The sequence below is a fragment of the Candidatus Streptomyces philanthi genome (assembly GCF_059553635.1).
This window is the reverse complement of sequence record NZ_JCANQV010000095.1, coordinates 1-20828: the sequence shown is the minus strand read 5'-3', so window position 1 is coordinate 20828 and position 20828 is coordinate 1. Positions and strand designations below refer to the sequence as shown.

Annotated in this window: 15 protein-coding genes; 11 read left to right on the top strand and 4 right to left on the bottom strand. The window is 73.4% G+C overall.

All coding sequences use genetic code 11. The features are described from left to right. Both AC51EU_RS14050 and AC51EU_RS14045 read right to left on the bottom strand, forming a co-directional pair. Nucleotides 1-1007: Gfo/Idh/MocA family protein (locus AC51EU_RS14050; protein ID WP_496267225.1), on the bottom strand; the 1007-nt coding region annotated here is incomplete at its 3' end. Between the two features lie 64 nt (nucleotides 1008-1071). Then, nucleotides 1072-1992: a sugar phosphate isomerase/epimerase family protein gene (locus AC51EU_RS14045; RefSeq protein ID WP_496267224.1), complete on the bottom strand. Its 921-nt coding sequence runs from the start codon at nucleotides 1990-1992 to the stop codon at nucleotides 1072-1074. A 289-nt stretch (nucleotides 1993-2281) separates the two neighbouring features. On the opposite strand from AC51EU_RS14045, the gene iolC reads away from it, so the two are divergent. From iolC to AC51EU_RS14010, 7 genes are all read left to right on the top strand, one after another. After that, nucleotides 2282-3274 carry a 5-dehydro-2-deoxygluconokinase gene (gene iolC / locus AC51EU_RS14040; protein ID WP_496267223.1) on the top strand — a complete coding sequence of 331 codons (993 nt, stop codon included), beginning with the start codon at nucleotides 2282-2284 and terminating at the stop codon, nucleotides 3272-3274. Nucleotides 3275-3363: 89 nt separating this feature from the next. After that, complete coding sequence (locus AC51EU_RS14035; RefSeq protein WP_496267222.1) at nucleotides 3364-4242, top strand: Cgl0159 family (beta/alpha)8-fold protein; 879 nt, start codon at nucleotides 3364-3366, stop codon at nucleotides 4240-4242. 31 nt (nucleotides 4243-4273) lie between these two features. Further along, entirely contained in the window at nucleotides 4274-5194 is a 921-nt protein-coding gene (gene iolB / locus AC51EU_RS14030) for a 5-deoxy-glucuronate isomerase (protein WP_496267221.1), read from the top strand. Next, on the top strand, nucleotides 5191-7074 hold the full coding sequence (gene iolD / locus AC51EU_RS14025; RefSeq protein WP_496267220.1) for a 3D-(3,5/4)-trihydroxycyclohexane-1,2-dione acylhydrolase (decyclizing): 1884 nt from the start codon (nucleotides 5191-5193) through the stop codon (nucleotides 7072-7074). The genes iolB and iolD overlap by 4 nt, the downstream gene beginning before the upstream one ends. A gap of 36 nt (nucleotides 7075-7110) precedes the next feature. Then, the gene (locus AC51EU_RS14020) at nucleotides 7111-8604 is read left to right on the top strand and encodes a CoA-acylating methylmalonate-semialdehyde dehydrogenase (protein WP_496267219.1); all 1494 of its coding nucleotides are present in this window, start codon (nucleotides 7111-7113) and stop codon (nucleotides 8602-8604) included. 203 nt (nucleotides 8605-8807) lie between these two features. Next, the gene (locus AC51EU_RS14015; protein ID WP_496267218.1) at nucleotides 8808-11510 is read left to right on the top strand and encodes an alpha/beta fold hydrolase; all 2703 of its coding nucleotides are present in this window, start codon (nucleotides 8808-8810) and stop codon (nucleotides 11508-11510) included. Next, the gene (locus AC51EU_RS14010; RefSeq protein ID WP_496267217.1) at nucleotides 11507-12364 is read left to right on the top strand and encodes an ABC transporter permease; all 858 of its coding nucleotides are present in this window, start codon (nucleotides 11507-11509) and stop codon (nucleotides 12362-12364) included. The genes AC51EU_RS14015 and AC51EU_RS14010 overlap by 4 nt, the downstream gene beginning before the upstream one ends. A 36-nt stretch (nucleotides 12365-12400) precedes the next feature. Here AC51EU_RS14010 and AC51EU_RS14005 read toward each other — a convergent pair whose 3' ends face one another. Beyond that, nucleotides 12401-13420, bottom strand: coding sequence for an alpha/beta hydrolase (locus tag AC51EU_RS14005; protein ID WP_496267216.1), 1020 nt, complete (start codon nucleotides 13418-13420; stop codon nucleotides 12401-12403). Nucleotides 13421-13734: 314 nt separating this feature from the next. On the opposite strand from AC51EU_RS14005, the gene AC51EU_RS14000 reads away from it, so the two are divergent. Beyond that, nucleotides 13735-15846 (top strand): FUSC family protein, encoded by a 2112-nt coding sequence (locus AC51EU_RS14000; protein ID WP_496267215.1) that lies wholly within the window; start codon nucleotides 13735-13737, stop codon nucleotides 15844-15846. A gap of 189 nt (nucleotides 15847-16035) precedes the next feature. Continuing rightward, on the top strand, nucleotides 16036-17118 hold the full coding sequence (locus AC51EU_RS13995) for a rod shape-determining protein (RefSeq protein WP_496267214.1): 1083 nt from the start codon (nucleotides 16036-16038) through the stop codon (nucleotides 17116-17118). A 37-nt stretch (nucleotides 17119-17155) separates the two neighbouring features. Here the strand turns inward: AC51EU_RS13995 and AC51EU_RS13990 are convergent, their stop codons facing one another. Next, entirely contained in the window at nucleotides 17156-17974 is an 819-nt protein-coding gene (locus AC51EU_RS13990) for a TetR/AcrR family transcriptional regulator (RefSeq protein ID WP_496267213.1), read from the bottom strand. Nucleotides 17975-18093: 119 nt separating this feature from the next. Between AC51EU_RS13990 and AC51EU_RS13985 the strand changes: the two genes are divergently transcribed. Both AC51EU_RS13985 and AC51EU_RS13980 read left to right on the top strand, forming a co-directional pair. After that, complete coding sequence (locus AC51EU_RS13985; RefSeq protein ID WP_496267212.1) at nucleotides 18094-19329, top strand: FAD-dependent monooxygenase; 1236 nt, start codon at nucleotides 18094-18096, stop codon at nucleotides 19327-19329. Between the two features lie 270 nt (nucleotides 19330-19599). Further along, nucleotides 19600-20828, top strand: a 1229-nt coding sequence (locus AC51EU_RS13980) for an ATP-binding protein (RefSeq protein WP_496267211.1), incomplete at its 3' end; no start/stop codon positions are given.

Below are 20828 nucleotides of genomic sequence, written 5' to 3'. Positions count from 1 at the left end.
GCGGGGCGTTCGATCAGGTCGACGGTGACGCGGTCACCGGTCTCCTGGGCGCGGACACCCGCCTCGCACACGGCGGCGGCGGCGTAGCCGTCCCAGCAGCTGGGGCCCTCGACCTCGCCGCGGCGGGTGGCGTCCACCCAGCGCTGCACCTGCCGGTCGTAGGCGTCCTCGAACCGCTCGACGAAGCCGGGGGGGATGGCCCCGCCCCAGTGGCCCGCGGTGTTGACGAACACGCCGTGGTCGTCGCCGATCCGGGCGGTGCCGCTCTCGCAGATCGCCTCGCAGGTGACCTGGTAGCCGACGCTGGAGTTGAGGAACAGCTCGGTGTCGACGACCTGGCCGCCCGAGGTCTCGAAGAGGATCAGCTGGGGGTCGCTCAGGCCCTCGGGGGCGTTGGCCGAGGGGGTGGAGCGCAGCACGCGGACGGCGGTGATCTCCTCGTCCAGCAGCCAGCGCGTCACATCGATCTCGTGGACGGCCGAGTCGTGGATCGTCATCGCGTCGGTGAAGCCGGGCGGGGTGTCGAAGTTGCGGTGCTTGTTGCGGAGCATCAGCGGACGGCCGTGGGTGCCGCGCTCCAGCAGCGACTTGAGGGCCATGTAGTCCGCGTCGTAGCGGCGCATGAAGCCGACCTGGACGCGGCGGTGGCCCAGCCGCTGCTCGGCCTCCAGGACGCGCAGCGCGGAGGCGGGGTCCGGGGTGAGCGGCTTCTCGCACAGGACGGGCAGGTCCCGTTCGAAGGCGGCGAGCAGGGCCGCCTCGTGGGCCGGTCCGGGGGAGGCGATCAGGACGGCGTCGACGCCGGGGGCGTCCATGGCGGCGGCCGGGTCGGTGTGCGCGGTGCAGCCGTCGATGTCGTACGCGAGGTGCTTGACCCGGTCCGCGTCGATGTCGGCCACGGCGGCGACGCGGGCTCCGCTGGTCACGTGGGTGAGACGGCGCACGTGGTCGGCGCCCATCCGGCCGGTGCCGATGACGGCGACACCGAGGGTCTGCTGAGTGCTCATCAGTTCTCTTTTCTCGTCCGCGTGCCGGGGGAGGGGCACGCGGGGACTGCGCCGGTCCGGTTCGTCAGGCGCCGCAGGAGCGCAGGAAGCGGCGGGTGCGCCGGGCGATCGGCAGCGGCTGGTCGGGCGGGCAGGGGTACATGTCCTGCTCGACGATGGCGAAGAGGTCGACGCCGAGTTCCTGGGCGGCCTCCAGGACGGGCGGCAGTGCGGGGACGCCCTGCGGCGGTTCGCACATCACGCCCTGCTGGACGGCGGGGCCGAAGGGGGTGCCGTTGGCGGTGACGTCGGCGAGGATCGCCGGGTCGACCTGCTTGAGGTGGAGGTAGCCGATCCGCTCGCCGTAGGTGCGGATGAGCTTGACGCTGTCGCCGCCGCAGTAGGCGTAGTGGCCGGTGTCGAGGCAGAGGTTGACGAGGCCGGAGTCGGTGCCGTCGAGGAAGCGCTCGACGTGCTCCTCGGTGTCGATGTGGGTGTCCGCGTGCGGGTGGACGACGATGTCGAGGCCGAACTCCTCGCGCACCCGCTTGCCGAGCTTCTCCATGCCGGTGGTCAGGTTGCGCCACTGCTCGGTGGTCAGCTCGCTCGGTTCGAGCAGCTCGGCGGTCTTGTCGTCCCGCCAGAACGAAGGAATGACGACGAGGTGCTTGGCGTCCATCGCCCGGGTGAGGGTGGCGACCTCGGAGACATGGGCCCAGGTCTTGTCCCAGACGGCGTCGCCGTGGTGCAGCGAGGTGAAGATCGTTCCGGCCGAAACCTTCAGTTCGCGGCGGGCGATCTCGCGGTGGAGGACCTCCGGGTCGGTGGGGAGGTAGCCGTACGGGCCGAGTTCGATCCACTCGTAGCCGGCCTCGGAGACCTCGTCGAGGAAGCGCTCCCAGGGGACCTGCTTGTCGTCGTCGGGGAACCAGACACCCCACGAGTCGGGGGCGGAGCCGACCCGAATACGGTCCAGAACGGGCGCAACGGTACGGGAATCGGACATGCTGCGGCTCTCCTCTCGCCGGTCGCCGGTGACCGGGAGGCGCTGTGGCGGGCTTGTGGGGCACAGCCTCCACGCAGCTCCCACACGTGTCAAGACTTCGTCCTGACATAAGGACTTAATGACGTTGTCACTTTGGTGACGACCGGACGGGGGGCGATTTTCGGCCGAAGTGAAAACGTCAGAATGTAAGGACAAACTATTGACAGTCCCTGAGCGGTCCGGTTAGACCTGTCTCCGGAGCCGGACCGCCACCGACGGCTCGCCGATCCACCGACCCGAAGGGGCACGCATGACCGAGCCGTACGACCTGATCACCATGGGCCGCACCGGGGTGGACATCTACCCGCTCCAGACCGGCGTGCCGCTGTCCCGGGTCGAGACCTTCGGCAAGTTCCTCGGCGGCTCCGCCACCAACGTCGCCGTCGCCGCCGCCCGGCTCGGCCGCCGCACCGCCGTGATCAGCCGCACCGGCCGCGACCCCTTCGGCGACTACGTCCACGAGGCGCTGCGCGACTTCGGCGTCGACGACCGCTGGGTGACCCCGGTGGACGCCTACCCCACCCCCGTCACCTTCTGCGAGATCTTCCCGCCGGACGACTTCCCGCTCTACTTCTACCGCCGCCCCAAGGCCCCCGACCTGGTCATCCACCCCGACGAGCTCGACCGGGACGCCATCCGCGCCGCCCGCATCTTCTGGATCACCGGAACCGGACTGAGCGAGGAGCCCAGCCGCGGCGCCACCCTCGCCGCCCTGGAGGCCCGCGCCAAGAGCGGCCCCACCGTCTTCGACCTCGACTGGCGCCCGATGTTCTGGGGCGGCGAGGGCGGCGCCTCCGGTGACGGCGGCGCCACCGGCCCCGCCGCCATGGCCGCCGCCCGCCCGCACTACGAGGCCGCCCTCGCCCACGCCACCGTCGCCGTCGGCAACATCGACGAGGCCGAGGTCGCCACCGGACTGCGCGACCCGCAGGACTGCGCCCGCGCCCTGCTCGACATGGGCGTCGAACTCGCCGTCGTCAAGCAGGGACCCAAGGGCGTCCTCGCCGTTCACCGCGACGGCCGCAGCGCCGAGGTGGCACCCACCCCCGTCGACGTCGTCAACGGCCTCGGCGCCGGCGACTCCTTCGGCGGCGCGCTCTGCCACGGCCTCCTGAGCGGCTGGGACCTGGAGCCGATGATGCGCTACGCCAACGCCGCCGGCGCCATCGTCGCCTCCCGCCTCGCCTGCTCCTCCGCGATGCCGACCACCGACGAGGTCGACGCCTTCCTCGCGGCCCGATGACACGCCGCACCCCGGCCGCCGCGCCCCGGCGCACCTCTCCGCCCCGGCGGCCCCGCCCCACCCGTGCACCCAAGAAGGTGAGTTGAGCCTTGACCCCCCGCATCAGTGACCTCCCGGCGCTGCGGGCCCGGCACCCCGAAGCCGTCGCCGAGGCCGCGGCCCGCCGCCCCCGCCGTCCCCTCATAGGCGACAGCGGCCGGCTGATGATCGTCGCCGCCGACCACCCGGCCCGCGGCGCGCTCGCCGTCGGCGACCAGAAGCTCGCCATGGCCAACCGCCTCGACCTCCTCGAACGCCTCGTCCTCGCGCTCTCCCGGCCCGGCGTCGACGGCGTCCTCGCCACCGCCGACATCCTGGAGGACCTGCTGCTCCTCGGCGCCCTCGACGGCAAGGTCGTCATGGGCTCCATGAACCGCGGCGGCATCGCGGGCACCGCCTTCGAGATGGACGACCGGTTCACCGGCCACCGTCCCGAGGACCTCACCCGCCTCCGCTTCGACGCGGGCAAGCTCCTGCTCCGCATCGACTACTCCGACCCCGGCTCCCTCACCACCCTGGAGTCCACCGCCCGCGCCATCGACGACATGGCCGCCCGCGAACTCCCCGTCTTCGTCGAACCGTTCCTCTCCCGCCGCGTCGACGGCAAGGTCAGGAACGACCTCGGCGCCGAGGCCGTCACCAAGTCCGTCGCCATCGCCTCCGGCCTCGGCGGCACCTCCGCCTACACCTGGCTCAAGCTCCCCGTCACCGACGACCCCGACGACATGGCCCAGGTCTGCGAGACCTCCACCCTGCCGACCGTGCTCCTCGGCGGCGAGGTCGGCAAGGACCAGGACGGCGTGTACGAGAAGTGGCGCAAGGCGCTGCGGCTGCCCACCGTCCAGGGGCTGGTCGTCGGCCGCTCCCTGCTCTACCCGGCCGACGGCGACGTCGCCACGGCCGTCGACACCGCCGTCGGGCTCCTGTGACCCGCGCCGCAGAGGAAGGAGACTTGTCGTCATGAGTGCTGAGTCCGCTGAGTCCATCGCGTCCGCGCAGTTCCACGTCAAGGCGGGGGAGGGCGCCCGCGGCCCCTACGCCCTGGACATCGACCCGGAGAAGGCCGGCTGGGGATACTCCTCCCTCCGCGTCCTCGACCTGCCGCCCGGCGGCCACCACTCCTTCGCCACCGGCGACAGCGAGTGGATCGTCCTGCCCCTGTCCGGCGGCTGCACCGTCGTCACCGACAGCGGCGAGACCTTCGAACTCACCGGGCGCGAGAGCGTGTTCAGCGGCGTCACCGACTTCGCTTACGTACCGCGCGACGCGCATGTGCAGATCGCCAGCGGCGCGGGCGGCCGCTTCGCCCTCACCGGCGCCCGCTGCGCCCGCCGCCTCCCGGCCCGCTACGGACCCGCCTCCGACGTCCCCGTCGAACTGCGCGGCAGCGGCACCTGCTCCCGTCAGGTCAACAACTTCGGCGCGGCCGGCTCCTTCGAGTGCGACAAGCTCATCGCCGTCGAGGTCCTCACCCCCGGCGGCAACTGGTCCTCCTACCCGCCGCACAAGCACGACGAGTGCCGCCCCGGCGAGGAGTCCGAGCTGGAGGAGATCTACTACTTCGAGGTCGAGCCCGCGCACGGCACCGAGGGCGTCGGCTACCAGCGCGTCACCCCCTCCGGCCACGGCCGCGGCACCGACGTCCTCGCCGAGGTCCGCGGCGGCGACGCCGTCCTCATCCCCGACGGCTGGCACGGCCCGTCCATCGCGGCCCCCGGCCACACGCTGTACTACCTCAACGTCATGGCCGGTCCCGGCGAGGCCCGCGAGTGGCTGATCTGCGACCACCCCGACCACGGCTGGATCCGCGGCACCTGGCCGGAGCAGCCCGTCGACGCCCGCCTCCCCCTCTACACCGCCCCCGCAGGAGAAGCCCGATGACCGCCCCGACGACCCGCCGGCTCACCGTCGCGCAGGCCCTGGTCGAGTTCCTGGCCCACCAGTACACCGAGCGCGACGGCCGCAGGCACCGCCTCGTCGCCGCCACCTGGGGCATCTTCGGCCACGGCAACGTCGCCGGCATCGGCCAGGCACTCCTGGAGTCCCAGGACGACATGCCCTACCTCCAGGGCCGCAACGAGCAGGCCATGGTGCACGCCGCCGTCGGCTACGCCCGCCAGAACGACCGGCTCTCCGCCCACGCCGTCACCACCTCCATCGGCCCCGGCGCCACCAACCTCGTCACCGGCGCCGCCCTCGCCACCGTCAACCGGCTGCCCGTCCTGCTGCTGCCCGGCGACACCTTCGCCACCCGGCCCGCCGACCCCGTCCTCCAGCAGCTCGAAGTGCCCTTTGCCGGCGATGTCACCGTCAACGACGCGCTGCGCCCGGTCTCCCGCTACTTCGACCGCGTCACCCGCCCCGAGGCGCTGATCCCCGCCGCCCTCCAGGCGATGCGCACCCTCGCCGACCCCGTCGACACCGGCGCCGTCACCCTCGCCCTCCCGCAGGACGTCCAGGCCGAGGCGTACGACTGGCCCGAGGAGTTCTTCGCCGACCGCGTCTGGCACGTCGCCCGCCCGGCACCCGACGCCCGCGCCCTCGACGACGCGGTCCGCGCCATCCGCTCCGCCCGGCGCCCGCTGCTGATCGCCGGCGGCGGCGTCCACCACAGCCAGGCCGAGGACGCGCTGCGCGCCTTCGCCGACGCCACCGGCATCCCCGTCGCCTCCACCCAGGCCGGCAAGGGCTCGCTGCGCCACGACCACCCCGCCGACATCGGCGGCATCGGCCACACCGGCACCGCCACCGCCGACGCCCTGGCCCGCGAGGCCGACCTCGTCATCGGCGTCGGCACCCGCTACACCGACTTCACCACCGCCTCGGCGACCCTCTTCGCCGACCCCGGCGTCCGCTTCGTCAACCTCAACATCGCCTCCTTCGACTCCCACAAGCTCGGCGCGAGCGCCCTGACCGCCGACGCCCGCGCCGGCCTCGAAGCCCTCACCGAGGCGCTGTCCGGCCACCGTGTCGACGCCGCGTACGAGGCGTCCTACCGCGCCGCCAAGGAGGAGTGGGAGCGCCTGGTCGACGCCGCCTACGCCGCGGACGACGAGCAGGCCCGCCCCTCCCAGACCCAGGTCCTCGGCGCCCTCGACGCCCTCGTCGACGACACCGACGTGGTCATCAACGCGGCCGGCTCCCTCCCCGGCGACCTCCACAAGCTCTGGCGCGCCCGGTCCCCCCGGCAGTACCACCTGGAGTACGGCTACTCCTGCATGGGCTACGAGATCCCCGCCGCCATCGGCGTCCGCCTCGCCGCCCCCGACCGCCCCGTGTGGGCGCTGGTCGGCGACGGCACGTACCTGATGAACCCCACCGAGATCGTCACCGCGGTCCAGGAGGGCGTCAACATCAACCTCGTCCTCGTCCAGAACCACGGCTACGCCTCCATCGGCGGCCTCTCCGAGGAGACCGGCGGCGAACGCTTCGGCACCGCCTACCGCTTCCGCTCCGGGGACGGCACCTACACCGGCGCCCCCCTCCCCGTCGACCTCGCCGCCAACGCCGCCTCCCTCGGCATGGACGTGCTGCGCGCCGCCACCGTCAAGGAACTGCGCGCCGCCCTCGCCGAGGCCCGCGCCTCCGACCGCCCCACATGTGTCTACGTCGAGACCGAAACGGCCGACACTGTGCCGGGCGCGCCGGCCGCCCAGGCCTGGTGGGATGTTCCCGTTGCCGAGACCGCGACCCGTCCGGCGGCGGTCCGCGCCCGCGCGGAGTACGACCGGCACGTCGCCGGCCGCCGCCGCCACCTCTGACCCTCCGACGTCGTCATCACCCAGAAAGGCCCCCGCATGAAGACCCTCAGCCACTGGATCGGCGGCAAGCCCGTCGAGGGCGTCTCCGGCAACTTCGGCCCGGTCTTTGACCCGGCCACCGGTGTCCAGGAGAAGCAGGTCCCGTTCGCCACCGTCGACGAGGTCGACGCGGCCGTCGCCGCCGCCAAGGAGGCGCACCGCACCTGGGGCACCAGCTCCCTGGCCAAGCGCACCGCCATCCTCTTCCGCTACCGCGAGCTGGTCGACGCGCACCGCGACGAGCTGGCCCGTCTGATCACCGCCGAGCACGGCAAGGTGCACTCCGACGCGCTCGGCGAGGTCGCCCGCGGCATGGAGATCGTCGAGCTGGCCTGCGGCATCTCCGAGAAGCTCAAGGGCGAGCTGTCCACCCAGGTCTCCACCCGCGTGGACGTCGCCGCGATCCGCCAGCCCCTCGGCGTCGTCGCCGGCATCACGCCGTTCAACTTCCCGGCCATGGTGCCGATGTGGATGTTCCCGCTCGCCATCGCCTGCGGCAACACCTTCGTCCTCAAGCCCAGCGAGAAGGTCCCCAGCGCCGCCCTCAAGCTCGCCGAGCTGGCCGCCGAGGCGGGCCTGCCCGACGGCGTGCTGAACGTCGTCAACGGTGACAAGACCGCCGTCGACCGCATCCTGGAGCACCCGGACGTCGCCGCCGTCTCCTTCGTCGGCTCCACCCCCATCGCCCGGTACATCCACACCACCGGCACCGCCAACGGCAAGCGCGTCCAGGCGCTGGGCGGCGCCAAGAACCACATGCTGGTCCTGCCGGACGCCGACCTCGACCTGGCCGCCGACGCCGCCATCAACGCCGCCTACGGCTCGGCCGGCGAGCGCTGCATGGCCGTCTCCGTCCTCGTCGCCGTCGGTGACACCGCCGACCCGCTGATCGCAAAGATCAAGGAGCGGGCCGCCGCGCTGCGCATCGGCCCCGGCAACGACCCGGCCTCCGAGATGGGCCCGCTGATCACCAAGGTGCACCGCGACAAGGTCGCCTCCTACGTGACCGGCGCCGCCGCCCAGGGCGCCGACGTCGTCATCGACGGCACCGGCTTCACCGTCGAGGGCCACGAGAACGGCCACTGGATCGGCGTGTCCCTCCTGGACAACGTCACCCCGGAGATGGACGCCTACCGCGACGAGATCTTCGGCCCGGTCCTCTCGGTCGTCCGCGTGGAGACCTACGACGAGGCCATCACGCTGATGAACAACTCGCCGTGGGGCAACGGCACCGCCATCTTCACCCGCGACGGAGGCGCCGCCCGCCGCTTCCAGCTGGAGGTGGAGGCCGGCATGGTCGGCGTCAACGTGCCGATCCCGGTGCCCGTCGGCTACCACTCCTTCGGTGGCTGGAAGGACTCCCTCTTCGGCGACCACCACATCTACGGCAACGACGGCGTGCACTTCTACACCCGCGGCAAGGTCGTCACCACCCGCTGGCCCGACCCGGCCGACGGCGGCATCAACCTGGGCTTCCCCAGCAACCACTGAGCCGCCCCGCAGACGACGGCCGCCCCCCTTGGCGGCCGTCACGGGCGGCGTCCCGTCCCCCCGGTGCGCCGCCCGGCCCCGGTGCGTGCCGCACGGGACCGCAAGTACGGCACGCACGGCCCCCTGACGGCACCCCCGCCGGCAGGGGGCCCCGCGCGTACGGGGCGGGGGCGTTGTCAGAGGCCGTCCCTAGACTGCCCGTCATGGACCTGAGACTGCGCGGCCGTCGGCTGTACGCGGCCGTCGCCGCCCTCGCCGTCCTCGTGGCGGCCGGCGCCTGGACGGTCCTCGCCCCGGGCGCCGCGCCCGCCGTGCACCGCGAGGACCGCTTCCTCACCGTGCCCGAGAAGCCCGGGGGCACGGGGACGGTACGGATCGACACCTCCTTCTACACCTCCGGACCGGCCGGCCGCCGCCCCGCCGTCCTCCTCGGCCACGGCTTCGGCGGCAGCAAGGACACCGTCCGCGACGAGGCCGAGGAACTGGCGCGCTCCGGGTACGCCGTCCTGACCTGGTCGGCGCGCGGCTTCGGCGGATCGTCCGGCCGGATCGGGCTGAACGCGCCGGACCGCGAGGTCGCCGACGTCGGCCGCCTCGTCGACTGGCTCGCCCGCCGCCCCGAGGTACGGCTCGACGCGGCGGGCGACCCGAGAGTGGGCGTCGCCGGGGCCTCCTACGGCGGTGCCGTCGCCCTGCTCGCCGCCGCCCACGACCGCCGCATCGACGCCATCGCCCCGGCGATGACGTACTGGAACCTCGCCGACGCCCTCTTCCCGCACGGCGTCTTCAAGAAGCTGTGGGCCGGCGTCTTCTTCACCACCGGCTCCACCCGGGCCCCCACCACGCCGCCCGGCCGCGCCCCGGACGGGCAGGGTGGCTGCGGCCGCTTCGAACCCGCCCTGTGCGCCCTCTATGAACGCGTCGCCGCCGCCGGGAAACCGGACGCCGCGGCGCGCCGGGTACTGGAGGCGCGCAGCCCCTCCGCCGTCGGCGGCCGCATCAAGGTCCCCACCCTGCTCCTCCAGGGCCAGACCGACTCCCTGTTCCCGCTCGACCAGGCCGACGCGGCCCAGCGCGCCGTCCGCGCGAACGGCGCGCCGGCCGCCGTCGACTGGATCGCGGGCGGCCACGACGGCGGCGACCGGGAGACGGACCGGACCACCGCCCGCGTCCGCGCCTGGTTCGACCGCTACCTCAAGGGCGACACCGGGGCGGACACCGGCCCCGCGTTCCGGGTCACCCGCAGCGGGGGAGTGGACTCCACCGAGGGGACCGTACGGCTGCGCGGCGCGAGCGGCGGGAGCTACCCCGGACTGGACGGCACACCCCGCGAGATCCGGCTCACCGGACGGGAGCAGCGCTTCGCCAACCCGGCCGGGGCACAGCCGCCCGCCGTCTCCTCCGTCCCCGGCAGCGGTGCCCTCGCCGGGCTCTCCTCCCTCGGCGCCGGGACGGCCCTCGACTTCCCCGGCCAGTACGCCCGGTTCGACTCGGCACCGCTGACCTCACCGCTCCGCCTCACCGGCAGCGCCCGCGTCACCGTCCGGGTGCGGTCCTCGGCACCCGAGGCGGTGCTGTTCGCCAAGCTCTACGACGTCGCCCCGGACGGCGGCCGCCAGATCCTGCCCGCACAACTCGTCGCCCCGTACCGGCTCACCGGCACGGACCGGGCCGGCGGCACCCGCGCCGAGCTGCGGCTGCCCGCCGTCGACCACGAGTTCGCGGCCGGGCACCGCCTGCGGCTGGTGCTCGCCACCACCGACCTCGCCCACGCCTCACCCCTCACGCCCGCCACCCTCCACGCGGCGCTCGACGGCGGCGGCGCCCTGACCGCCCCCACGGCGCCGGGGCTGCGCACCGCCACCACCCCTCTGCCCGCCTGGACCTGGGGCCTTCCGCTGGCCGGTGCCGTCGTCGCCGTCCTGCTGCTGGTCACCGGCCGGCGGCGGTCCGCGGCGCCCGCCCCCGATCCGGCGCTCGCCGACGTCCCGTTGCAGATCACCGGGCTGGCCAAGCGCTACGCCAAGGGCAGCGACCGCTACGCCGTACGGGACCTGACGTTCCGGGCGGAGCGCGGGCAGGTCCTGGGCCTCCTCGGGCCCAACGGCGCGGGCAAGACCACCACCCTGCGGATGCTGATGGGCCTGATCCGGCCGGACGAGGGCGAGATCCGGGTCTTCGGGCACGCGATCCGGCCCGGGGCACCGGTGTTGTCCCGGGTCGGCGCGTTCGTCGAGGGCGCCGGGTTCCTGCCGCACCTGTCCGGGCGCGCCAACCTCGACCTGTACTGGCGGGCCACCGGCCGCCCGGCCGCCGACGCCCGCGGGGACGAGGCGCTGGAGATCGCGGGGCTGGGCGACGCCCTGGACCGCCCGGTGCGCACCTACTCGCAGGGCATGCGCCAGCGCCTCGCCCTCGCCCAGGCCATGCTCGGCCTGCCCGATCTGCTGATCCTCGATGAACCGGCCAACGGCCTCGATCCGCCGCAGATACGCCGGATGCGCGAGGTGATGATCCGGTACGCGGCGGCCGGACGCACCGTCATCGTCTCCAGCCATCTGCTGTCCGAGGTCGAGCAGAGCTGCACCCATCTGGTCGTCATGGACCGCGGGCGGCTCGTCGCGGCCGGCCCGGTGGCGGAGATCGCCGGCTCCGGCGACACCCTGTTCGTCGGCGTCACCGACCCCGGGGCGCTCACCGAAGCGGTGGTGGAGAAGGCCGCCGCGCTGCCCGGCGTCGTCTCCGCGGTCCGTACCGACGGGGGACTGCTGGTCCGTGTGGGCGACGGCTCCGGCACGCCCCGGCTGATCGCCGGACTGCTGCGCCTGGACGTCCCGGTGGACCGCGTCCATCCGCACCACCGTCTGGAGGACGCCTTCCTCACCCTGATCGGAGGGGACCGATGACCCCCGCCACCCCGGCCGCGCCCGGCTACCGGCCGTACCGCACCCTCCCGCTGCGCGTCGAGGCGCGCCGCCAGCTGCTGCGCCGCCGCACGGTGGTCGTCGGCGCGCTGCTGGCGCTGCTGCCGTTCGTGCTGGTCGCCGCGTTCGCGATCGGCGGGGAGCAGCACACGCGCGCCGGCGGCCGCACGGGCCTGATAGATACGGCCACCGCCTCCGGGGCGAACTTCACCGCCACGGTCCTGTTCGTCTCGGCGGGTTTCGTGCTGGTCGTCCCGGTGGCGCTGTTCTGCGGGGACACGGTGGCGTCGGAGGCGAGCTGGTCGTCGTTGCGCTATCTGCTGGCCGCGCCCGTGCCGCGCGCCCGGCTGCTGCTGGCCAAGCTCGTCGTCGGGCTGCTGTACAGCGCCGCCGCGATGGTGCTGCTGCCGCTGGTGGCGTTCGGTGTGGGACTGGTCGCGTACGGCTGGGGGCCGTTGCGGCTGCCGACGGGTGCCGCGCTGTCGGCGGGGGAGGCGGTGCCGCGGCTGGCGGTCGCGGTCTGCTCGCTGTTCGTGTGCCAACTGGTCACGGCGGCCCTGGCGTTCTGGCTGTCGACGGTGACCGACGCGCCGTTGGGCGCGGTCGGCGGCGCGGTCGGGCTGACCATCGTCGGTACGGTCCTCGACCAGGTCACGGCGCTCGGCGGATGGCGTGCGCTGCTGCCCGCGCACTGGCAGTACGCCTGGGCGGACGCCCTCCAGCCCCGGATGGAGAGCGCGGCGATGCTCCAGGGCGCGGCGGTGTCGGTGACGTATGCGCTGGTGCTGGTGGCGCTGGCGTTCCGGGGCTTCGCCCGTAAGGACGTGGTGTCGTAGCGGGGGCCGTCCGCGAGGGGCGCGGACGGCCCCGGTTCAGGCGGTCGGTCCCCGCATATGGGCGCTGACCCACTGCATCGTGCCCTCGCTCAGGCCGGTGACGTAGGTCAGGCCGCTGTGGGTGCCGTGGGGGACGATGTGGAGCCGGGTGTGCACCGGGCCGTGCCCGTAGTCGGTGATGAACCGGCGGACCTTGGGGAGCACGCTGGACTCCTTGGCGCCGTCCTGGAACGCGAGGTAGACGTCGGGGCCGCCGCGGTCGATCAGCCGCCGGGCCAGTACCTCGGGGTTGTTCTCCCGCTCGGCGGTGGCGTGGCCGTTCCACAGCGGGGAGTCGGGGACGATGTCGGGCCCGTTGGGGATGGCGACCTTGAAGGTGTCCGGGTGCTGGAGGACGTTCTTCAGCGCGGCGAACCCGCCCGACGAGGACCCCATGATCGCCCAGGCGTCGCGGGTCCTGAGCGTGCGGAAGTTCTGCCGTACGAGGTCGGGCACGTCCTCGCTGAGCCAGGTGCCCATCCTCGGCTGCCCGGGGATGTCGCTGCCGTCGTAGTACTGCTTGTCGTCGGGGTTGAGGACCGGCATCACGACGATGAACGGCAGGCTCCTGCCCTCCTTGGAGAGCCGGGCGAGGGTCTCCTCCAGCTTGAGGTCGGAGCCGATCCAGTAGTTGACGGGGTAGCCGTAGGCGCCGGGGAGTGCCTCCATCACGGGGAAGCCCTTGCGCGCGTTGCGTTTCTCGTAGTACTCCGGCGGTGCCCACACCCACACCTTGCCGGTGAAGCCGGACTTCGGGCCGTGGAAGGTGGTCATCCCGATGGGGGTGCCGCCGCCCGCGCCGCCGACCCGGCTCTGCTCCTGGAACGTGATCGGGTGCGTGGGCATCCGCACCAGGGAGTGGCGGTCGGCGGGGGCGGCCTTGCCCGCGGTCGTGGCGGGCGGCGCGCCGAAGCGCACCGCGGCGGCGCGGGAGCCGCCCGCGTCACAGCCGGCGGTGCAGGCCAGCACGATCAGGGTGGTCAGGGCGGCCACGGGAGCGAACAGGGATCTGCGCACGGGTCCTTCTCCTTGCCTGCCGGCCGGGAGGGGCCCCGGTCGGCAGGCAAGAGGGGCCGGTGGGAGACGGGGTTTCCGTTCCGTGGTGTCTGTTTGCTCGCACACGCCGGGCCGCCGCGGGGCGGCCGGTCGTGACCTGGGGCGTTTACGCGTCACGGATGAGTGGTTTACCGGTTTTTTCTGTTTGGTGCGGTGAGGGAGGAGATGCCTGGCGGTGCGTCGGGCTGACGCGAGCGACCTGTTTCGCACTCCGGATGGAAAAGTCTGGTTACGGTCATTCCGGATCACTCGTGACCAGATCGTATTCTCTCGGTATGACGTGGTCGCGTGCGTTGAAACAGACGGCCCGCTCCGGACTGGCCATCGAGCGGACCAAGCTCACCCCCGTGATAGCGGTCCGCGGCTCGATCGGCGTCGCCATCGTCGTCGGACTGTGCCTGTGGCGCGGCGACCCCGCCCTCGCGGTCTCCTCCGCGTTCGGCGCCTTCGCCTCCGGCATCGCCACCTTCCAGCGCAGCTGGCGCCCCCGCCCCGTCCTCGCCCTCGCCGTCGCGACGGGCCTGGCCGTCTCCACCTTCCTCGGCTATCTGGCGGCCTCCCACACCGTCGCCTTCCTGCTGCTCCTCGCCGTCTGGACCTTCCTCTCCGGCCTCGCCTGGTCGATCGGACCGCTCTCCGGACTGGTCGGCACCCAGATGGTGGCGATCATGCTGGTCACCGTCACCCTGCCGACCTCCGTCCTCGGCGCCCTCGAACACGCCGCCCTGATCGCCTTCGGCGGCCTCGTCCAGGCCACCCTGATCGTCGTCTTCCCCGTACGCCCCTGGGGCGTCCAGCGCGACGCCCTCGCCGACGCCCTGGCCGCCGAGGCCGACTACGCCCGCCGGCTGCGCCACGACCCGGTCGCCCCCTTCGACCCCCAGCCCCTGATGGACGCCCGCCTCGCCTCCGCGGTGACCCCGCGTCAGGCCAAGCGCCGCCCCACCCAGCTGCACGGCCCCCGCGGCCTCGCCGAACAGGTCAGACCCGTCCTCGCCTCCCTCGCCGACCCCGTCGTCGGCGCGCCCCTGGAGGGGCCCGAGCGCGACCGCGTCCGCGATCTGCTCGGCGCCGCGGGCACCGTCCTGGACGCCGTCGCCCACGCGATCCGCCACGACCGGCCGGTGCGGCTGCCGCCCGAGGCGATGGCCGTCCTCGAAGTGCCCGCCTCCGGCCCCATGCTCAAGGGCGCCGCCCGCCGCTCCGCCTACCGCCTCATCGCGCTCCTCGCCGACGCCGTCGAACTCACCGACGAACCCGTCGAGGCCACCCGCCCCACCACCGAGGCCGAACGCGGCCACCTCCTGCGCCCCAGCGTGCCCAAGCTCGTCCCGGTCGCGCTGCGCGCCGTGCGCCGCGAACTGCGCTGGTCCTCCCGCATCCTGCGGCACGCGCTGCGGGTCAGTGTGGTCGCCTCCGCCGGCTATCTGCTGGGCGCCGCGCTGCCGTTCGGCCACGGCTACTGGGCGCCGCTCGCCTCCGTCATGGTGATGCGCCCCGACTTCGCCCAGACCTACTCCCGCGGCGTCGCCCGCTTCATCGGCACCCTCGTCGGCGTCACCGCGGGCGGCGCCGTGACGGCCTTCCTCCACCCCCACCTGTACGTCACCGCCGCCCTCGCCATCTGCTGCGTCTTCCTGATGTACCTGCTGATGCGCACCGGACTGATCGTCACCTCGGCCTGCGTCGGCGCCTATGTCGTCTTCCTGCTCGGCGTCGCCGGCGCCGGATGGGAGCAGACCGTCCTCGAACGCGTGGTGCTCACCCTCGTCGGCGGCGTCCTCGCGATGCTCTCCTACGCCCTCTTCCCCGCCTGGGAGACGCCCCGGCTGCGCGAACACCTCGCCCAGTGGCTGGAGGCCAACGGCCGCTACGCCCTCGCCGTCCTCGACCGCCACGCCCGGCCCGGGGAGGGCAAGCCCCGCCAGGTCCGCGAGGCGCTGCTGGACTCCCGCGCGGCCCGCGCCGCCTGGGAGGCGACCGAGGCCCGCGCCGAGAAGGAGCCGGTGCGCCACCGCGGCCTCTCCCGCTCCGCGGCCGCCGCCGCCAGCACCGCGCTGGCCACCCTGGGCCGGGTCGCGATGATCCTGGAGGCGCATCTCCCGCCCAGGGACGCCGACCCCGACCCGGGCGCCGCCGCCTTCGCCGCCGAACTGCGCCGCTCCCTGGAGAGGGCCGCCGAGGCGGTACGCGCGCGCGAGAACCTGGACTGGGGTGACCTGCGCGCCACCTGGGAGGAGTGGGACGCCGGGGCCGGGGGCCAGGGCATCGCCCTGCGCGCCTCGGGGCTGCTGCTCGACGCCCTGGACGATGTCGCCCAGGCGCTGTCCAAGGGGCCCGGCGGACGCAACCGCGCGGCCCGCGCGCTGCGTGGTGGCAACCGGTGAGTGTCCCCGCGGTACGGTCCTTCCGGCCGGCTCGGGCGGTTCAGGAACCAATTCGGCCCCTCGGTAGTCTTGATGAATGCCCTCAAATGACGCCCTTGGTGAACCCTTGGTGCCGTTTGGGCCGTGATGTCCGAGGACCCCGTTCCCCCGGGGCCTGTCATCCAGACGAGAGAGAACAGCGAACTCCCCATGGCGTCCAGCACTTCGTCCGGTACGTACGACATAGGCATCGACCTCGGCACCGCGAACACCCTGGTGTACGCGCGCGGCAAGGGCGTGGTGCTGAACGAGCCGTCCGTCGTCGCCGTCAACGCCTCCGGTGACATCGTCGCCGTCGGCGCGGAGGCCAAACGGACGATCGGCCGCACGCCCTCCGGGATCACCGCCATGCGCCCCCTCAAGGAGGGCGTCATCGCCGACTTCCACGCCGCCGAGCAGATGCTCCGCGCGCTGATGAAGAAGGCCCTGCCCCACCGCCGCTTCACCAAGCCCCGCGTGGTCATCTGCGTCCCCTCCGGCATCACCGGTGTCGAACGGCGCGCCGTCATCGACTCCGCGCGCGGCGCGGGCGCCCGCGAGGTGCACCTCATCGAGGAACCGATGGCCGCGGCGATCGGCGCCGGACTGCCGGTCGCCGAACCGGTCGGCTGCATGGTGGTGGACATCGGCGGCGGTACGACCGAGGTCGCGGTGGTCTCCATGGGCGGCATCGTCACCGCCCAGTCCGAACGCGTCGCGGGCGACGCCCTCGACGCCGCGGTCGGCAACTACGTCAAGAAGAAGCACTCGCTGGCCATCGGGGAGCGCACCGCCGAGGACATCAAGATCGCGATCGGCTCCGCGGCCTGGACCCCCGTCGTCACCGGTGAGGACGGCGAACCCGACCGCGCCGTCTCCTACACCGTCCGCGGCCGCGACCACGTCAGCGGACTGCCCCGCGTCCAGGAGATCACCGAGGAGGAGATCCGCGAGGCGCTGTCCGAACCGGTCGACGCGATCGTCCGCGCCGTCCACCGCACCCTGGACGAGTGCCCCCCGGAGCTGTCCGGCGACATCATCGAGCGCGGCATCGCCCTGACCGGCGGCGGCGCCCTGCTGCGCGGCCTCGACCAGCGGCTGCGGCAGGAGATGGGCGTCCCGGTCTTCGTCGCCGACGACCCGCTGGACTGCGTGGTCAACGGCACCGCCAAGTGCGTGGACGAGTTCGCCCAGCTGCGCGGCCTGCTGGCCGACGCCAAGGAGCAGCCGCGGAGGTCGGTGCGACGCGTGTGACGTGAGGGGGCGTCCGGCGGCGGGTGTGGGCGGCCCGTTACGCCCGGGGGGCGGGCGGGCGCCGCGCCGCGTCCGCCCGCCGGGCGACCAGGACCTCCAGGCCGTCCAGGATGCGCTCCAGGCCGAAGTCCAGCGCCTGGTCGCCGCCCCCCTCCGTGCCGGCCGCCGCGAGAGCCGCGGCCAGCGCGGGGAACCGGTCGGAGCGGCCGACCAGCAGATCGTTGAGGGCCGCGCTCAGGAGCTGCTCCGGCCCCGAAGCCCGCCCGCTCGCCGCGCCCATCGACGCCGCGACCTGGGCGACGCCCCGCACATGGCCGGTGAGGACGGCCACCACGTCGAGCTGTTCCGCGCCGCTGAGCCCGGTGCCCGCCAGGGCGGCGACGGCGCGCTCCGCCCAGCCCAGTTCGTTGGGGCCCATGACGCGCGGACCGACCGCCGCGTCCAGCAGCCACGGATGGCGGTGGAAGACCGCCGACAGCGCCTCGGCCCAGGCGCGCAGCGCGGGCCGCCAACCGGAGTCCGCGCCGCCTTCGGCCGGCGCGGCGGGCGGTTCCCCCATCGCCGTGTCGATCATCAGCGCGACCAGCTCGGACTTGCCCGGGACATAGCGGTACAGCGACATCTTGGTGAAGGCCAGCTCGCCCGCCACCCGCTGCATGGAGACCGCGCCGAGACCGCCGAGGTCGGCGAGCCCGATCGCGGTACGGGTGATCTGCTCCAGGCTCAGCGCCGGTTTGGGCCCCCGGCTCGGCCGCTCATGGCCACCCCACAGGAAGGCCACACGCTCCGCCCGGTCCCCGGACGTGTCCCGCGCACCATCTGACTCCCGCGCACCGCTCTTTTCGTCTCCGGTCACCTCCGCATCCTAAAACTGTGTCCGGGGTATACAGATCAGTGTCCGGCGGATACAGTTTCTGGTGTCGAGACCGCCCGGCGCCGTGCCGGACGGCGCGCGGACGCATGGGGGAGTGCGTGATGACGAAGACGGTGCTGATCTCGGGGGCCGGTGTGGCGGGCCCGGCCCTGGCCCACTGGCTCGGGCGGTACGGCTACCGCCCCACGGTGGTCGAGGCCGCCCCCGCCCTGCGGGGCGGCGGCTTCGCGGTGGACTTCCGCGGCGACCTCCACCGGACGGTGCTGCGGCGGACGGGCGTCCTGGAGGAGGTCCGCCGCCACGCCACCGGCGGCACGCCGATGTCCTTCGTCGATGAACAGGGCCGTGAACGGGCCGTCATGCCCGAGGAGTTCGCGGGCGGCGAGATCGAGATACTCCGCTCCGACCTGTGCCGCATCCTCTACCACCACAGCCTCCACGGGGCCGCACGGGACCGCGACGCTTCACCGCGGGCGCCCGCCGCCCGCACGGAATACCTCTTCGGCGACTCGATCACCTCCCTCAGGGAGACCGGCGACGGCGTACGGGTCACCTTCGAGCGCTCCGCCCCGCGCGCCTTCGGCCTCGTCGTCGGGGCGGACGGCCTGCGCTCCGCGGTGCGGCGCCTCGCCTTCGGCCCGGAGGAGGAATTCGTCGGTCACCTCGGTCACTACCTCGCCTGCTGGGACCTGCCGCCCGACGCCGCCCACCTCGCCGTCCGCCCCGTGGGATACAACGAGCCCGGCCGCCTGGCGAGCGTCGGCCGTACGCACCGCCGCGCCGCCGACCCCGGCTATGCGGGCGAGGTGTTCTGCCTCTTCGCCTCGGAGGAGCTGGAGTACGACCGCCGCGACACCGAGGCGCAGAAGAAACTGATAGCCCGTGCCTACGAGGGCGCCGGCTGGCGGACCCCGGAGCTGATCGCCACCCTGCCCGGCGCCCGCGACCTCTTCTTCGACGCCCTCGCCCGCGTCGACGTCCCGCGCTGGTCGACCGGCCGGACCGTCCTGCTCGGCGACGCCGCGTACGGTGCCACGCTCGGCGGTACGGGCACCGGCTCGGCGCTCGTCGGGGCGTACGTCCTCGCCGGCGAACTGGCGGCGGCCGGCGGCGACCACCACCGCGCCTTCGCCCGCTACGAAGAGCTGATACGCCCCTATGTCACGCCCTGCCAGGAGGGCGGCCGGGCGGCCGGCGCGTTCCTCGCCCCGCCCACCCGCGAGGCGATGGCGGCGCGCGACGCGTTGCTCAACGATCCGGACGCGCTCGCCGCGATGCTGGGGCAGGGTACGGCACTTTCCGCCGCACTCGACCTCCCGGACTATCCGGAGCATTGAAATCCGCTTCCGGTTGCGGTTGTGCAACGCCGTGGCACGGTCGCGGGCGACACGCCATAACAGCGCCCTCAACTGCGCAGAAACTCCCGATTCCCGTGCGGTCAAGGTGTGATGACCTGGCGTCAGTCATTGATCAAACACGGTTATGCTAATTCCGGCCCGGTATGCGGAGGAGAGTTGACGCAGCAGACCTCCGCGGCGGCGTTCGTCGTGTCCGTGGCCCGTAGAACGTCCCCATCTTCCAACGGTTCGAGGGTTTTGAGGGTGCAGATGGTTCGAGAAGGATCGTCGCCCGGAGGGGCGCGTCCCGCCTCGGTTCTCACATGGGTCGCGCCGGCCGCGGTGACAGCCGTCGCCGCGGGCGTCGCCACGGCGGCGGTTTCCCCCTCGGCGCGCACCCCGGTCGTCTGGATCGGCGTGATCGCTACCATCGCGGTGGCCCTGGTCACCGCCGAGCTCGCCCGCCGCGGCCGCGCCGTCGCCGAGCTCCGCCGGCAGGTCGCCGAGCGGCAGGACCTGCTCGACCGCCAGGAGACGGAAACCGTCCGGCTCTCCAAGGAACTCCTGCCCGAGATGGTCTCCCGTCTCGGCCACGGCGAGTTCCCCGAGGACATCCTCGCCTCGACCGGCGAACAACTCTCCCGCCAGGCACGGGAGGTCGGCCTCACCCCCGAGTTCGCCGCCGCCCACCAGGCCGTCCTCAACACCGTCCTCGACGCCGTCGTCGCCGAGGAGGACCTGCGCGATTCCGCCCAGCGGGCGTTCGTCAACATCGCCCGCCGTGTGCAGGCGATCGTCCACCAGCAGGCCCAGGAACTCCGCGAGATGGAGGACCGCCACGGCCACACCCCCGACGTCTTCGGCGACCTGCTCCGCCTGGACCACGGCACCGCGCTCATCGGCCGCCTCGCGGACTCCATCGCCGTCCTCGGTGGCGCCCGTCCGGGCCGTCAGTGGAGTCGCGCGGTCCCGCTGTTCAGCGTGCTCCGCGGCGCCATGTCGCGGATCATCGACTACCAGCGCGTCGAGCTGCACTCCGTCTCCGAGGTCGCCGTCGTCGGCCCCGCCGTCGAGCCGCTGATCCACGCCCTCGCCGAGCTCCTCGACAACGCCACCCGCTACTCCCCGCCGCAGACCCGGGTCCACCTGACCGCCGTCGAGGTGCAGTCCGGCATCGCGGTGGAGATCGAGGACGGCGGCGTCAGCATGAGCGAGGAGGCGCGCAAGCGCGCCGAGCGGATGCTGGAGCAGGCCCAGCAGGGCATCGACCTCAACGACCTGGGAGAGACCCCGCGCCTCGGCCTCGCCGTGGTCGGCCGCCTCGCGCAGGCGTACGACTTCCAGGTGTCGCTGCGCACCTCCGCGTACGGCGGTGTCCGCGCGGTGCTGATCGTCCCCCAGGAACAGATCACCACCGCCCCCGCGACGGGGCGCGCCCACGGCATCGGCGCCTCCTCCGGACCGCGCACCGACCAGCCCGTGTCCGGGCACTCCGCCGC

Bases quoted from the DNA above. Each gene is read 5' to 3' on its own strand.
- AC51EU_RS14045 (WP_496267224.1), bottom strand. From the start codon at position 1,992: ATGTCCGATTCCCGTACCGTTGCGCCCGTTCTGGACCGTATTCGGGTC.
- iolC (WP_496267223.1), top strand. From the start codon at position 2,282: ATGACCGAGCCGTACGACCTGATCACCATGGGCCGCACCGGGGTGGAC.
- iolB (WP_496267221.1), top strand. From the start codon at position 4,274: ATGAGTGCTGAGTCCGCTGAGTCCATCGCGTCCGCGCAGTTCCACGTC.
- iolD (WP_496267220.1), top strand. From the start codon at position 5,191: ATGACCGCCCCGACGACCCGCCGGCTCACCGTCGCGCAGGCCCTGGTC.
- AC51EU_RS14020 (WP_496267219.1), top strand. From the start codon at position 7,111: ATGAAGACCCTCAGCCACTGGATCGGCGGCAAGCCCGTCGAGGGCGTC.
- AC51EU_RS14015 (WP_496267218.1), top strand. From the start codon at position 8,808: ATGGACCTGAGACTGCGCGGCCGTCGGCTGTACGCGGCCGTCGCCGCC.
- AC51EU_RS14010 (WP_496267217.1), top strand. From the start codon at position 11,507: ATGACCCCCGCCACCCCGGCCGCGCCCGGCTACCGGCCGTACCGCACC.
- AC51EU_RS14000 (WP_496267215.1), top strand. From the start codon at position 13,735: ATGACGTGGTCGCGTGCGTTGAAACAGACGGCCCGCTCCGGACTGGCC.
- AC51EU_RS13995 (WP_496267214.1), top strand. From the start codon at position 16,036: ATGGCGTCCAGCACTTCGTCCGGTACGTACGACATAGGCATCGACCTC.
- AC51EU_RS13985 (WP_496267212.1), top strand. From the start codon at position 18,094: ATGACGAAGACGGTGCTGATCTCGGGGGCCGGTGTGGCGGGCCCGGCC.